Below are 14567 nucleotides of genomic sequence, written 5' to 3'. Positions count from 1 at the left end.
TCAGGCGCACATTGACCAACGCTATGATGCGCTGATCAATTCATCAAATTTGGTAAAAACGTTACTATCGATGGAAATGCTATTAACAGTGCAAGAGTTAACACGTCCATTACCAGGAAGGGCGTGATACCTGCAAAAACTTGCTCGAGTGTCAAAGGTACCGGCGACGAACTTCGTACGACATACGCATTTAAACCAACTGGTGGGGTAATCAGGCTTATTTCAGCCAATTTAATAGAAATTACACCCAGCCAAATTGGATCATAACCCACGCTCGTCATGACCGGAAACATAATTGGAAGGGTCATAACCATGATTGCAATGGGATCAATAAGCATTCCCAAAATGAGATATAATCCAGCAAAAGCCAGCATATATGTGAGAGGAGCCAGTTCCATTGCAAGCATCCAGTCGGACACATCACGGACTAACCCTGTGTAGGTTAAAAACCTAGCAAATATAATTCCACCAATTACCACTATAAAAATAGTTGATGTGGTAATTCCAGCGTCTTTAAATGTTTCAATCAATGCTCGGCTATTCATTCGGCCTTTTAGTAAAACAATCATAAAGGCACCAAATGCTCCTACAGCACCCGCGTAGGTCGGTACAAAAAACCCAAGGTAAATTCCACCAATTACCAATGTGAATAAGGCCATTATGCCCCACACACCCTTCAATGAGCTTATTTTCTCTCTTAATGTGAAACGCTCATCCGGGATTGGACATAACTTTGGGTAAAGCCGGGCAATGAAATAAATCCCAAGCATGTAAATGGCTGCTGATAAGATCCCCGGTATTAAGCCGGCAATCAACAGTCGAGCAACTGACTGCTCTGTAATAACAGCATAAACAATCATCAAAACTGATGGAGGGATCAGTGAGGCTAGGGTTCCTGATGCTGCAATACAACCGGCAGATATACGCTTATCATAACCAAATCTGGTCATTTCGGGCATCGCCATTTTTGTGAAAACAGCTGCATTCACAATAGTTGAACCACAAGCAGCTCCAAATATCGCCGACGCGAGTGTTGTAGCCATCGCCAAACCACCTGAAATTCGGCCGAGCCATCTGTAAGCAGCACGATATAGATCAGTAGTAAGTCCGGCTTGGCTTGCAAGCGCTCCCATCAAGATAAACAGAGGGATAACCGCTAGAGTAAAAGAATTAGTGGTAGAAAATGGTATTGTGGCAACTTGAGCAAAAGACGCCTGAGGGTTTATTGCGAGGAATATTCCAACCACACCAGAAAGCCCAAGGGCTACGCCGATATGAACGCCAAAGGTAAGCATAAAAAATAGCAAGATACCGACGATAATTCCGGTAGTGCCTGTGTCTAACATTACTATACTTGCCTTATCTACATTGTTACTAATTTGCGTCAGATCGAGGGTGCAGGCTGTGGCTCACCAGATCTAACTCGTCCGCAATCGATAATTAAGTCCAAGACAAGCCTCAAAATTATTAAGGATGCGCCAGCAACCAGCGTGAATCTTGCAGGCCATAGTGGGAAACGGATCAAACCAGAAGTGGCTTCACCAATCTTCATGGAGTATTGCGCCTCTAAAAGGCCCTGCCAAGCTATAAGCGAGAAAAAAATTATCGCTGCAACGTCAGTCACAACATCCATCACTGCACGAAATCGAGGACCGACTGCGAGGTAAGCTATCTCTACTCGAATGTGAGCACGGCGGATCTGCGCAAACGTCAAAGCACCAAATACTATCAACACCATGGTGCTTTCAGTTAGCTCTCTGGGACCAGGGACTGGCACGTTCAACACTTGTGTGCCCACCACATCTGCTACACCTAAAAAAGTCGACATAATCATGCCGACTCCGCCTATCAGCAGAACTATCAGTGCTAGGCGTTCAGAAATTTTCAAAAGAAGTTTCAATCAAATTTTCCACGCTTACGATATTCAGGTTATGGCGAAAAGAATTCCGCCATAACCAACGTTTGATAGGTATTACCCACCGATTTGTTCGTTGAAGTAGGCAACGACTTCCGCGGCAGCATCGCCTTGGCCACGAGATGCCATGTCTTCGGCCCAACGGTTAAGGAAATTAGGTGCAGCCGCTTGCCATGCCGCGAACTCATCAGCAGGGAATGGGACAATCACACCGCCATTTGCTTCAATTTGTTCGCCTGCAGCGGCTTCAGCTGCTTCGATATTATCAATATAATTTGAACCCGCTATCCGAGCCTCTTCCAGCATTATAGCCTGGTCTTCCGGAGAAATTTCAGCCCACTTGTCACTGTTGATTACAATCAAGTGCCCTGAGATCGACATGACTGGCCCACAGCTATATGTTCCAGGTTCGTAGAGACGATTAGCTAGGATATTGCCTCGGTTGATGAACGAATAGTCGAGCGATCCACGCTCCAATGCCTCATAAATATCACCAACACCGATGCTAACGGGAACAGCGCCGATAGCTTCATGAGCCAACGGAATGTCCGAGCCAAATGAGCGGATCTTCTTGCCTTCTAGGCCCGCTACGTTGTCACAGTTAGCATCTGGACCGGTCATGTAGTATGAACCTAGGGGCTGTTGGAAGAGGAATGTCACGCCGAAACTGTCTAGCTCCGCTCTAAACTGCGGAAGTGCCTCATATGCAGAAGCTGCAATTTCCATCACCTGACGGGGCGATCCCCACGTAAACGGCAGCTGGTAGGTTTTCCAGAAAAGAAGTTGATCAGGATAGTAGCCGGGGACAACTGAAGCCATATCAATTGCGCCTCTTCCAGCCAATGTTAGTAACTCAGCGCCGCCGCCAAGGCCACCCGCATAAGTAACTTCAATATTTACACGCCCTTCAGTGCGTTCTGTCACTGCAGCAGCGAAATCCTTTTCCGCCTGCAAGAAGGGGGAATCTCCCAAATAGTGGCCCCAACGCAAAGTGACGTCTGCAAACGCACTTGTCGAAACAACCGATGTAAGTGCCGCAGCACCTATAAGCTTGATCATATTCATGACAAAACTTCTCCCTGATTGTCCTGGCTTTTACAGCCAAGCTTTTGTTTCGTTTACCTTATGCGGACTTCTCCGCGTTAACTTTCAGTCATCAAATGGTTGGATGCTTTTTCATAAGAAATCCGATCCGTAGGATCCAACGACTAAGCCCATTTAATACAAACTACAGTGTGTAGCGCACTGCGGAGTTGTCAATAGACTCTCAAGATCGAAATCCATTGCCTGTACTGGCTTAATAGCTTGCTGAAGCGACCTAAAAAAATTTAATGCCTACCAGCTCTCACATAGGAGGTCATTACTGATATTGTTTCGGTGTAACATGATGCAATGCGATCAAGACGACTATTAGCGTTGCGCTTATCGTGGTCACTAATGCGAGTGAAGGGGCAAAAGAGCCGGTCAAATCGGACAATATACCGAATGAGACAGGTCCCAAGACACCTCCAATTTCAGCAACGGTAAAAAACAACCCTCCCGCCAACCCAAGGCGGTCAGCAGGCACTTTTGGCGTTTCCATAAGTATGAGTATCGCAACGGTCATCATAGATCCGCGAGCCAATCCTTGAATGCACAGGCCCATAAACATTAAGAGACCAGCATCGGTCTGCAACAACAGGCTGGCTGTAAATGTGGCAATAAAAAGACCTGCCATCACACTCAAACGATACTTTGGAACAGCTAACCGAGGGATTATTAGTGCACCGAGGATCCCGATGATTGACGGAATTGACGCCCAATATCCCGCTGCAACTCGATCAAGGCCACGGCTGACCAGAATTTCTGGCAGCCAATTGTTCAATGAATGGTTGATAAAGAATATTCCCACGCTCATTAACAAAATAAGTTGAACAGGACGTAAACCGATCAATTCGAAGAATGCCAATAAATTAAATTTTTTACCGTCTGCATCTTCAGCTACTTTTACACCTTTAATATTTGTGGCGATTAACCAAAGCATGCCACTCATCAACGTGAATAGAGCAAAAATGCAGATTGCAGCGCGCCAGTTTTGATCCACAAATACCATAACAACACTATTCATAAGAGACAGAGACACCAGTCCTCCAAGGTATGGACCAGTTACATATACCCCCATCGCGCTTGCACGCGATGGACCCTTAAAACACCCAGCGATCACCTTAGGGGCGCCGACAGAAATTAGTGGTCCACCAAACCCCAAGATTGAAACAGCGAAAAACATTTGGAATGAATTAACTGCAGCACTACGCGCAATCATCGACGCCGCCATTATCAAAGCAGACACGAAAAGCATCCTACGGGCACCAAACCGATCAAGCAAAATCCCGGATGGTATCGAAGCAATGATGTAAGTAAGTGGCCACGCCCCAAGTATCAGCCCCATACTTGAAAAGCCGACCCCCAACTCTTCGCTTATCGGAGCGATCAACGGGGCCATTGAGGCGATATTAATGCCAAAGCAAAAGTAAATCAGCCACACCCCGGCTAGTACAATCCACTTCCCATAGCGACCAGTGAAATCTAGATTTTCGATATCATCCTCATGGAGTTATTATTGTGTCGCCACCCTAATATTCTAACTTTTTTGTTGGCGTTTGATGCAGCGAAATATTGATTAGATTGTTTGACAGTGAATACCAATTAGCGTCAATTATAATCAATTTTGATTTGGGAGTAGAGGCATGTTGAATGAGTTCAACTTCGATCCTGCAGACAGAGCTCCTTTTTCTCCAATATCAGAAAGGCCACAACTTAGGTGGCCAAATGATGCAAAAATTGCAATCTGGGTAGTGCCAAATGTTGAGCACTATGAATTCTTGCCGCGACCATCCAAAAAGCGCGATCCATGGCCACGAATGAAGCACCCCGACATAATTGGGTATGGCACAAGAGACTACGGAAATCGGGTCGGAATTTGGCGCATGTTTGACCTTTTTGACCGTTTCGAAATACGCGCAACAGTCTCATTATCAATGGCAAATTGGGTCCATTATCCTGAAATTTTTAAGGCCATGGAAGCACGAAACTGGTCGATCATGTGCCATGGGATGTATAATACTAGGTACCATTGGGACATGTCAGAACATGAGGAAAGAGCGGAAATTGAGGAGGCCGTCACTTTATACGGTGAACTCACCGGTAAAACACTACGCGGCTGGTTCTCACCAGCGGCATCTTACACGCTTAATACGCCTGATCTGATCGCTGAAGCCAAAATAACCTACTACTGCGATTGGCACCATGATGATCAGCCTCTCCCCCTAAGGGTCCGAACGGGTTCTTTGATCACAATTCCATATTCAATGGATTACAATGACTCAATCTTACATCGCCAGCAATTTGAGGCGTTGGATTATTACACATTCGCTAAAGACGCGTTCGATACTTTGTACGACGAAGGTGGGCAAGTTTTATGCCTTGCTTTGCATCCGTACATGATGGGCCAACCACATCGAATAGGACATCTCGCACGGCTGTTAGAGTACATCAAAGAACATGACAAAGTTTGGATCGCCACTGGTGATGAAATTGCTGATTGGTACCTAAGAAATTGCGCTGATCACATCGCATGGCACAAAGCTAGAGAAGCATCATGACAAAACCCCGTAGAGGAATGGATCATGATATTTACGAGTTTTCACCAATCACGCGTAGGCCGCCTCTTGACTGGCCATGCAACAAAAAACTTGCGGTCACAGTCCTTCTACACTTGGAATATTGGGAATTGCAGCCACCTGATCAAGCGATAAGGGACAATAGATTTACGGGTGAATATGGCTTCTACTTCCCAGAATATAGACCATTTACTCAAAGAGAATATGGCAACAGAGTAGGCGTTTTCCGAATTCTTAAATTACTCGACGCTTTCAAAATGAGGGTCTCAGTAGCTGCAAATTCATTGGCGTTATCGCGTTACCCTGAACTTGTTAATGAATTCCGAGGCCGGGGATATGAATTTGTGGCACACGGTGAAGCACAGACACGAATGCTGTCTTCAGCGATGAATGAAGAAGAAGAACGGGCGGTAATAACTCGTACCACTGACACATTTGAAAGAGTTTTAGGCATAAAGCCGATCGGCTGGTTGGGCCCAGACAGCGGTGAAAGCGATAGGACTCCGCATTTATTAAGCGACGCGGGGTATCAATACATCCTTGATTGGCCGAATGATGATCAACCATATCCGATGACTACGAAACCTCCTATTCTATCTATCCCGAACCAAATGGAATGGGATGACGTTACGGCGCTATGGCTACGTAAAGTGCCAAACGACAGGTATCCTGATTTGGTTAATGAAGCTGCAATCAGCCTCGCAAAAGAAGGCAGCCGTTCATTCGTTTTATCTCTGCACCCCTGGGTGATAGGACAGCCACATAGGATTAGATATCTTAAAATGGCGCTACAAAACTTAACGAACATAGACGGGATATGGAAAGCTACTGCGGGTGAAGTATCAAATCATTTGAGACACTTGTGGGGATGGACATGAAAAGGAGTTTGGCAGATGTCGCTAAAATTATCCGTTCAAAAAACGCAGGCCCCACACTGCTAACAATAGATATTTTGTTCAATACTGATGAAGAATTTGTTCTGGGCCTCTCATCACTAACGCCAAATTCTGTTTGCCAGAGGTATGGCTGTAAAATCGCTGACTTGGAAATCATTCCATATCAAACTGCTTTGGCCATAAAGATAGTTCTTAAGCGTAAGATTATAGCCGGTTCGCCAGGTGACCGTGATGTGTACGGCAGTCAACAGCATGGACCACTGTTGGGGATTTTAGTATGAGCGCGCTTGAACGGCTGCTTAAATTGCGGGAACACAACCCAGGTCCATTAAGGATATTATCTGCTTCAGGGCAACTTGGCTTTGGGATTCCAAAGAAGAGCTTTGAGCGCGGAATCAAATCTAAACCGCATGTTATAGCGGCAGATATGGGATCTGTTGATCCAGGACCAACGTATTTAGCAACCGACAAAATCGCAGCTCCGGAAGTTTTAGTACGCTCCGATATGCGGTTGGTTCTTCATGGCGCGCAACAGCTGGGTGTTCCCTTACTAATAGGAAGTGCAGGGACAGCAGGAGCGGACATTCATCTAGACGTTGTTCTTAGAATTTTGAAAGAAATTGCCGTCGAAGACAAACTCCATTTTAAACTCGGCATCATCCGCTCCGTCATCCCACATGATCTAGTTGAACACTCACTGCTAAATCAAAAACTTAAGCCCATTGGTCCAATTGACTTGGATGAAAACACACTCAAACAAACCGAAGTAATTGTCGGTCAAGCAGGTATGGGACCGTTCGAACGCGCATTAAAGTTGGGAGCAGACGTGATTGTAGCTGGAAGGGCATGCGACACCGCTCCGTTTGCAGTAATACCAAAGATGTTAGGCTTCCCCACCGGCGTCGCTGTGCATATGGCGAAAATTCTTGAATGTACATCATTGTGCTGTGAACCCGGTGGGCGTGATGCAATGCTCGCCACTTTCGACGGAGACAGTTTTACGGTCGAGAGTATGAATGAGGCCATGCACGCAACTCCGACATCCGTAGCCGCCCACGCACTTTACGAACAGTCTGATCCCTACTTTATTCATGAACCCAACGGCCGTGCATGCCTAAAACATGCAAAATATGAAGCCATCGACGAAAGGCGCGTGAAAATATCAGGAGCAACTTGGCAAGCCGCTGACAAGCCCTGGATAAAAATAGAAGGCGCCCGAAAACTGGGAAGTCGGGCAGTCATGCTCGCAGGAAATGCAGACATCAATTTCATAAAGCAGAGTAAAAATATCATAAATAAAGTTGAAGAGGTTGTCAGGGAAATCATTCCATTCAGCGAGTGGAGTTTGAATATAAGGCACTACGGCATTGACGGAGTAACAGATTGGCCTGAACCTCCGGTTAATTTGCCGCGAGAAATTTTTCTGCTGTGTGAATGTATCGCTGAAAATTCTGAAAAAGCTAAGTTAGTTTTGGCAACTTTCAGACAACAATTGTTGCATTTCGGTTTTCCCGGAAGATCGGCCACTGGAGGCAATCTGGCATTTCCGATTACTCCACCTGAATTAGATGCGGGTGAGGCTTTTACTTTTTCAATATACCACCTCTTAGAATTAGATGACTGGAGCGCTCTAGAGCAGCTATTTCCCGTTACAATAGAAAAAATTGGAGATCAGACGTGACTGATGTTCTCGAGACTGCCGATTATATTCAAGCCTACAACAATGTGCGCCCTATTGACCCAACCAAGTCGGCGTTGCTTATTGTGGATATGCAATATGCGACTGGGCATCGAGATGGACCACTAGCGCAGCGCATGAAAAGCGAAGGTTTAACAATTACAGATTGGCGCTTTCAACGCATTCATGAATTGGTAATTCCAAACAATTTACGCCTAATTGACACCATTCGGAAAGCCAGCGGCCATATTATCTATATCACAATCGGCGCAGCGATGCCCGATTGCAGAGATGCTCCTGTTCACATGCGTGAATTATTTCTAGACATGAAAAATTTCATAGGGTCGCGATCTCACGAAATTATAGATGAACTAAAACCCGGCCCAAATGATCACATCGTGAGAAAAACGACCATTGGTGCATTTGCATCTACAGGAATAGATCATCTTCTAAGAACACTTGGGTGTAACGCTCTTTTTGTAACTGGCGTTTCGACCAATATGTGCGTCGAAACGACTGCGCGAGAAGCTGCTGATAGAGGTTACGATGTCACCATCGTGGAAGATGCTTGCGCGACGACACATAAGGACCTCCACCACAATACGATGCGCAACTTTCAACGTTTGTTTGGTAAAGTGCGTAGTACCGAAGAAGTAATGGAACTACTCTCACATACTTGAGCTTACGATTGAACTGTGTTCGCACCAGCCATGTAAATTTGAATTGTTGATATCAAGCGGTTTTGGATCTGAAAAATATTAGCGTTTGACTTAACAGGCGGGGCTTCAGGTCCAGAGTAAGTGACCTTGAAAGTTGTTACGATGCACTTAGCGGGGACATCAACAATGTGTTTAAAATCATGATGTACTGCACTTATTTTTGAATTTTCCCAGCGACTTCTGAAAAGCTCTAATATTTCAGTCTTGCCACTATAACGCAAATTGTGCGTTTCAATTATCAAGGCGCATTGATCGGTTAAAAGGTTACCTAACCTAACCAAATTTTTATGGTCTAAAGCATAAAAATAAGATTGAGAAAGTTTAGTCAAATCACCTGAAGTCATTGAGCGGATTCCAACGTATTTTCACCTGTCATATACACGGCAACAGCACAGAACCTATCGTCCCGCACCTCAAAAAAGTTACAGTTTGACTTCAATGTGTGGCTTCCATCGTGTTCAGTATTATCCACTTGAAAGCGCGCAACAATGCGGTTTGTCTCCGCATCTGAAACGAATTCAAACTCATGGTGTAAAACCGCAGCATGGCTATTCCATAACCTGCGGAACATGCCTTCTATTGCATCGTGCCCTTGCAACCGCACTCCGTGCGTTTCTACCGTAAATAAGCAATCACTGGTCAGCGTTCCTAGAAGAGTATCAATATCCTCTCTATCAACCGCAGAAAAATATCTTAACACCAAATTAATCAGTTGCTCATTGTTCATATCAAGAACTTCCATTGCTTGAACGTGATCGCCTTGGATCGTTCAGTTTTTAATTTTTTCTTCAAGCGAGATATCATCCGCAACTGTGTGACTTGACATGATGTAATCAGTTCCGTCAACTTCGCCTTAAGTCCTGTTATGATGATCTGGAGTGCGTGCAATGGCAGCCTGGGACCAAGTAATCACTGACGATGAAAAAAAGCGTTACAAAGAAGCAGGTTTTGGGGGTCAAGGAAGTATAGGAAAACGCCCTGCCCTACTGATTATCGATGTTCAGTACCGCACAATTGGAACGACGCCAAAGCCCTATTGGGAGGCTATTAAGGAGTATCCAACATCCTGCGGTGATGTCGGATGGAACGCTGTTGAGAATATCAAACGGCTGGTATCACTTTTTCGAGATAGGGGATTTCCAATTTTGTATCCTCACGTTGCGCCAAAAAATCTAGCTACTGATGGAGGGCGACTAGCCGAGAAAATTCCATCAATCATGGGGATTGACTCAAAAGGCTACGAATTTGTTGAAGAAATTGCACCAATTTCGGGCGACATACTATTACCCAAAAAACATCCAAGCGCATTCTTCGGCACGCCTTTGGTCAGCCACTTAATCGACCTTAATGTGGATACTCTTGTTGTGACAGGTTGCACCACGAGCGGATGTATAAGGAGTTCTGTAACTGATGCTTTCGCGTACAATTTTAAAGTATTAGTACCTGACGATGCTGTTTATGACCGGTCACCAACTTCGCATGCAGTAAACCTGTGGGACATGAATGCTAAATATGCGGACGTTCACACTTCCTCCGAAATAATCAGTCTTATTAAAACGGAGGTGTGAAATGCATGCGAAATCTGTAGCGAGTGCTTTAGAGAAATTAGTAGCTTTCACATCAACAACAGAATGGAAAGATATCCCGGTTCCAGTTCAAAAGCGAGCCTCATTGGTTCTTTCTGACGATATTGGGGCGATGGTTGCAGCACGCGACGAACCTGAACTTCAATCTCTTCAAGAAGGCGTTGCTGTAAGTGCAGGAAAACCAGAAGCAACGCTTTTCAACGGAAAAGGGCAAAAACTAGATCGCTATTCTGCTGCTCTCGCGAACGGATGTGCGTCAGACTGGGCCGAGCTCGATGAAGGGTATCGACGCGTCATATGCCATGCAGGCATTTATTGTTTGCCTGCTTTGCTGGCCGAAGCAGAAGCTGAAAACCACACAACTGAAGAACTACTCAGGGCTCTTGTTCTTGGCTATGAAACCGTTGCCCGTGTGGCCCGGGCTTTTACGTTTCCTAATCTGGTGTTGCATCCACATGGCTCACTCGCCGCTGTGGGAGCGGCGGCAGCAGTTTGCGCCCTCCGCCGCACTGAACAAAGCATAACCGTTGGAGCTATATCTAGTGCAGCAACCATGGTTGTTCCTGGCCCATACACGCATCCAATCTTAGGCTCTCTTTGTCGAAACATCTGGCCGGGGATAGCAGCGCAAACCGCTTTGCGTTCAGTAGACTGGGCCAGTCACGGCATAGTTGGTTTGCCAACGGCACTACACGATGTTTATGCTGACGCATTTGGCGCCAAGCCTAATGCAGATGAATTATGTTCAGAGTTAGGCGAAAGTTGGGCCATATCTGACGGATACCATAAAGTTTTTGCATGCTGCCAATATGGCCATGCAACGATTGAAGCTAACCTCAAATTGGCCGAGCAAGCGGATCCATCAGAAATACAAACCATTCATCTTGAGACGCATGAAAAAGCTCGAGTTATGGATAATCCAGATCCTACCACGACTATTGCCGGGAAGTTCTCTATCCAACATATCGCCGCGGCATCTGCTTTAAAACGCGAGGGAGGATTTGCAGCATTTTCGGCAGAAGTCTTATCAGAGCCCAGTGTAGTTTCATTAAGGCATAGGGTCTCTACGTCACCTTACGAGCCAATTCCCGAATGGCCCAATGATCGCCCCACGCGAGTAACTTGGACATTGAAAGGCGGGCGGACGTTGACACACGAAGTGTTGAGCGCTCGAGGCGGTCCAGATCTTCCATTCACTCCGGACGAAATACGTCAAAAAATAAAAGATATCGTCTCTGATCCATACCCCAATATGTTCGCATATCTTGAAAAGATACTGGAATTAGAACCAGAAGTCCTTGCCAAGGGTTGGAAGGAAAATGTCGCGTGGATGACAAAAGATGAGTGACCATCTGGATCTTTTAGTCATCGGTGCGGGTGCATGTGGGCTTGCAGCAGCCATATCTGCTCATGACGCGGGCGGAAACGTAGCTATTATTGAAAAGCGCGCAACACCGGGGGGCAACTCATCATTATCTACGGGTTCAATCCCAGGAGCTGGATCGCGTTTTCAAGTTGCCGCAGGCATAAAAGACAGCCCTGAACAGATGATATCTGATCTCACAGCAATTGCGGGGGATCATGATGCAAACAATATTACGTCACTGATAGCGCATGAATGCGGCCGCTTATGCGAATGGCTGATTGATGATTTGGGCGCTCGAATGGAACTAATCATCGACTATCGCCATATTGGACACTCAGTTGAAAGATTACACGCACCAAAGTCGCGGCGTGGACAAGACTTGGTAGATGACTTGCTTAAATTTGTGGAAGAACGTGATATTCCCCTAGCGGTAGGTAATTCGGCAGAGCGGCTTCTAACAAATAAAGATGGAGACGTTATTGGAGCCGTGGTTGCGGGAGTAGATGTCTTCTCTAAAAAGGTCCTACTGGCGACTAATGGTTTCGCTGCAAACCGTGAATTGGTCCAACGATTTTGTCCGGAAATTGCTAACGTGGAGTATTTTGGGGCACCCGGCAGCACTGGTGATGCCATTGAATGGGGTCAATCACTTGGGGCAGATCTCGGCAACATGGCAGCCTACCAAGGATATGCAGCCGTCGCCTACCCACAAGGCCAATTGCTCAGCTGGACGACAATCGAAAAGGGTGGAGTTTTGGTTGGCAGTGATGGTGAGCGGTTTGGCAACGAAGATGATGGTTACTCGGGGTTCGCGGCACAAGTGCGTAAACAAGGCGAATTCGCTTGGGCAGTATACGACGAGCAAATACACGCAATCGCCTTGGCTGAAGAGGAATATGCTGAAATGTCCAATATGGGGGCGATCAAATGGTCGAACTCTCTCCAAGGTTTAGCCGAGAAAGCCAATCTACCGACCAAGCCCCTTGAAGAAACCATTAGAGCTTACAACAAAGCTGCAACAGGCAGTGCAAATGATTTGTATGGCCGCAAAAAGTTTGAAATGGCACCGCTACAAGCGCCTTATGCCATCGTCCAGGTGAAGCCTGGACTATTTCATACTCAAGGTGGCTTGAAGGTCGATAACCATGCACGTGTGATGCGTAAAGACGGAAGTATTATTAAAAACCTATTCGCTGGCGGGGGAGCTGCGGCAGGAATAAGCGGTGCCAAAGGGGCTATGGGCTATGCTTCTGGAAACGGATTAATCACAGCGCTGGTACTGGGTCGCAACGGTGGATTACGCGCAATGCATGAAATCAATATGCAATGATGTCCGCAGCTCATTTAATCACAAATTTCACCACCGCTGTGAAAGAAAATGACATTCCAACGCACGTTATCGAGTCTGCTAAATTGCATTTTGCAGACGCCATTGGGGTAGGATTAGCAGCTTCTGCAGGAACCATGCAAAAAAGATGGTATGGCTCTGTAGACAAAGGGGGATCGGCAACATGTATCGGTGGCAATAGTTCGTCACCAGCCGACGCTGCATTACTAAATGGGATGTTAATCCATTCTCTTGAGTATGATGACACGCACACAAGCTCGGTAATACACGGAAGCGCGGTTGCTGCACCATCAGCTTTAGCCGCTGCAGAGGAGGCAAATTGCAGCGGAGCTGAAATGCTAATAGGGTATATTTTAGCATACGAAATAATGATACGAATTGGCCTAGCTGCCCCTGGCATGTTCCAAAAAAATGGTTTTCAGGTGACATCTATTGCCGGTTCGATCGCGACCGCTGCGATAACATGTCGCCTGCATGGCTTAAGCCAAGAAGTAACGGAAAATGCTATCGGAATCGCTGGGTCACAAGCATCAGGCCTTCTTGCGTTTTTAGAAAATGGTTCAAGCGTTAAGGCTTTGAACCCAGGTTGGGCCGCCCATATTGGAATAAAAGCTGTACAGCTGAGTAAATCGGGCATGACGGGCCCGCCTGGAATTCTTGAAAACCCTCTGGGGGTTATGAAATCATTTGCTAGAACTTCAGGAAATTTATTGGATCAATTGGGAGATCTGGGCCAAGTTTGGCACAGTCAGAACGCTGCCTTTAAACTATATCCCTGTTGTCACTATATTCACCCCTTTTTGGAGGCGATCGAACAGCTAATGCAGGATGGCTTGACTGCGCGTGACGTGTATAAGATCCATCTAAAAGTGGCAAACGCGCAAGCGCCTTTAATCTGTGAACCATGGGACAGAAAACAGAACCCCTTATCCGGCTATGATGCAAAATGGGCGCTGCCATATTGTATAGCGTTACTACTTATAAAAGGAAAAATTGACGTTCATTCATTTGAGAAAAAGCCTTCCAAGCCAGTTATTGAATTAGCAAAAAAAATTGAGTGGACACCAATGAAAAACTCAGGTTTCCCCAATGTTTTTCCTGCGTATGTTAGAGTTAAAAGGAAAGACTCAAGTGTGGCGGACATCACCATACATGATGTCAAGGGAACCGCGAACAGACCGGTCGAGCCTAATTTGATAAAACAAAAATTCTTAGAAAATACGGCGCGCAAATTAGATGAGAGCACACGCAATGATTTTTGGAACTCTCTTCTAGAAATTACTCAGTTTCAGTCCATCAAGAACATCTCGAGCATGCTGAAATGTTAACTTCGTCAACCTATGGAATTTGTCGCCGACAGGCATTTTTAGAGGCTAAAACCTTCGCAAACTGCAGTAAAC

At 45.9% G+C, this 14567-nt stretch carries 15 protein-coding genes; 9 read left to right on the top strand and 6 right to left on the bottom strand.

From position 1 onward, the window contains the following. Nucleotides 1-35: 35 nt before the first annotated feature. The 4 genes from AAC621_RS09725 to AAC621_RS09710 all read right to left on the bottom strand — a co-directional run bounded on the left by AAC621_RS09725 (nt 36) and on the right by AAC621_RS09710 (nt 4439). Nucleotides 36-1346 carry a TRAP transporter large permease gene (locus tag AAC621_RS09725; protein WP_340254944.1) on the bottom strand — a complete coding sequence of 437 codons (1311 nt, stop codon included), beginning with the start codon at nt 1344-1346 and terminating at the stop codon, nt 36-38. 38 nt (nt 1347-1384) lie between these two features. Then, the gene (locus AAC621_RS09720; RefSeq protein ID WP_340254941.1) at nt 1385-1900 is read right to left on the bottom strand and encodes a TRAP transporter small permease subunit; all 516 of its coding nucleotides are present in this window, start codon (nt 1898-1900) and stop codon (nt 1385-1387) included. Nucleotides 1901-1972: 72 nt separating this feature from the next. Then, a complete protein-coding gene (gene dctP, locus AAC621_RS09715; protein ID WP_340254938.1) occupies nt 1973-2980 on the bottom strand; it encodes a TRAP transporter substrate-binding protein DctP in 1008 nt (335 codons plus the stop codon). 295 nt (nt 2981-3275) lie between these two features. Continuing rightward, on the bottom strand, nt 3276-4439 hold the full coding sequence (locus AAC621_RS09710) for an MFS transporter (RefSeq protein ID WP_340254935.1): 1164 nt from the start codon (nt 4437-4439) through the stop codon (nt 3276-3278). Nucleotides 4440-4641: 202 nt separating this feature from the next. Between AAC621_RS09710 and AAC621_RS09705 the strand changes: the two genes are divergently transcribed. From AAC621_RS09705 to AAC621_RS09685, 5 genes are read left to right on the top strand one after another with little or no spacing between them, the layout of a single operon-like run. After that, the gene (locus tag AAC621_RS09705; protein ID WP_340254932.1) at nt 4642-5556 is read left to right on the top strand and encodes a polysaccharide deacetylase family protein; all 915 of its coding nucleotides are present in this window, start codon (nt 4642-4644) and stop codon (nt 5554-5556) included. Further along, a complete protein-coding gene (locus AAC621_RS09700; protein WP_340254929.1) occupies nt 5553-6452 on the top strand; it encodes a polysaccharide deacetylase family protein in 900 nt (299 codons plus the stop codon). The genes AAC621_RS09705 and AAC621_RS09700 overlap by 4 nt, the downstream gene beginning before the upstream one ends. An 8-nt stretch (nt 6453-6460) precedes the next feature. Beyond that, nucleotides 6461-6751, top strand: coding sequence for a DUF4387 domain-containing protein (locus tag AAC621_RS09695; protein WP_340254926.1), 291 nt, complete (start codon nt 6461-6463; stop codon nt 6749-6751). Next, on the top strand, nt 6748-8151 hold the full coding sequence (locus AAC621_RS09690) for an acyclic terpene utilization AtuA family protein (RefSeq protein WP_340254923.1): 1404 nt from the start codon (nt 6748-6750) through the stop codon (nt 8149-8151). Before AAC621_RS09695 ends, AAC621_RS09690 begins: the two co-directional genes overlap by 4 nt. Continuing rightward, nucleotides 8148-8828, top strand: a complete 681-nt coding sequence (locus AAC621_RS09685; RefSeq protein WP_340254920.1) for a cysteine hydrolase family protein — start codon at nt 8148-8150, stop codon at nt 8826-8828. Before AAC621_RS09690 ends, AAC621_RS09685 begins: the two co-directional genes overlap by 4 nt. A 2-nt stretch (nt 8829-8830) precedes the next feature. On the opposite strand, the gene AAC621_RS09680 is transcribed toward AAC621_RS09685, so the two are convergent. Beyond that, complete coding sequence (locus tag AAC621_RS09680) at nt 8831-9211, bottom strand: hypothetical protein (protein ID WP_340254916.1); 381 nt, start codon at nt 9209-9211, stop codon at nt 8831-8833. Then, a complete protein-coding gene (locus tag AAC621_RS09675; protein ID WP_340254913.1) occupies nt 9208-9594 on the bottom strand; it encodes a nuclear transport factor 2 family protein in 387 nt (128 codons plus the stop codon). Before AAC621_RS09675 ends, AAC621_RS09680 begins: the two co-directional genes overlap by 4 nt. A gap of 160 nt (nt 9595-9754) precedes the next feature. Between AAC621_RS09675 and AAC621_RS09670 the strand changes: the two genes are divergently transcribed. From AAC621_RS09670 to AAC621_RS09655, 4 genes are read left to right on the top strand one after another with little or no spacing between them, the layout of a single operon-like run. After that, nucleotides 9755-10435, top strand: a complete 681-nt coding sequence (locus AAC621_RS09670; RefSeq protein ID WP_340254910.1) for an isochorismatase family protein — start codon at nt 9755-9757, stop codon at nt 10433-10435. Nucleotide 10436: 1 nt separating this feature from the next. Further along, nucleotides 10437-11801 (top strand): MmgE/PrpD family protein, encoded by a 1365-nt coding sequence (locus AAC621_RS09665; protein ID WP_340254907.1) that lies wholly within the window; start codon nt 10437-10439, stop codon nt 11799-11801. Further along, the gene (locus tag AAC621_RS09660) at nt 11794-13149 is read left to right on the top strand and encodes an FAD-dependent oxidoreductase (protein ID WP_340254904.1); all 1356 of its coding nucleotides are present in this window, start codon (nt 11794-11796) and stop codon (nt 13147-13149) included. Before AAC621_RS09665 ends, AAC621_RS09660 begins: the two co-directional genes overlap by 8 nt. Further along, a complete protein-coding gene (locus AAC621_RS09655; RefSeq protein WP_340254901.1) occupies nt 13146-14495 on the top strand; it encodes an MmgE/PrpD family protein in 1350 nt (449 codons plus the stop codon). Before AAC621_RS09660 ends, AAC621_RS09655 begins: the two co-directional genes overlap by 4 nt. Nucleotides 14496-14567 lie beyond the last annotated feature (72 nt).

It is taken from the genome of Roseobacter sp. HKCC-CH-9208, assembly GCF_037805125.1.
Taxonomy (GTDB): domain Bacteria; phylum Pseudomonadota; class Alphaproteobacteria; order Rhodobacterales; family Rhodobacteraceae; genus M30B80.
The sequence above is the reverse complement of the archived record's forward strand: the minus strand, read 5'-3'. Positions and strand labels throughout refer to the sequence as shown.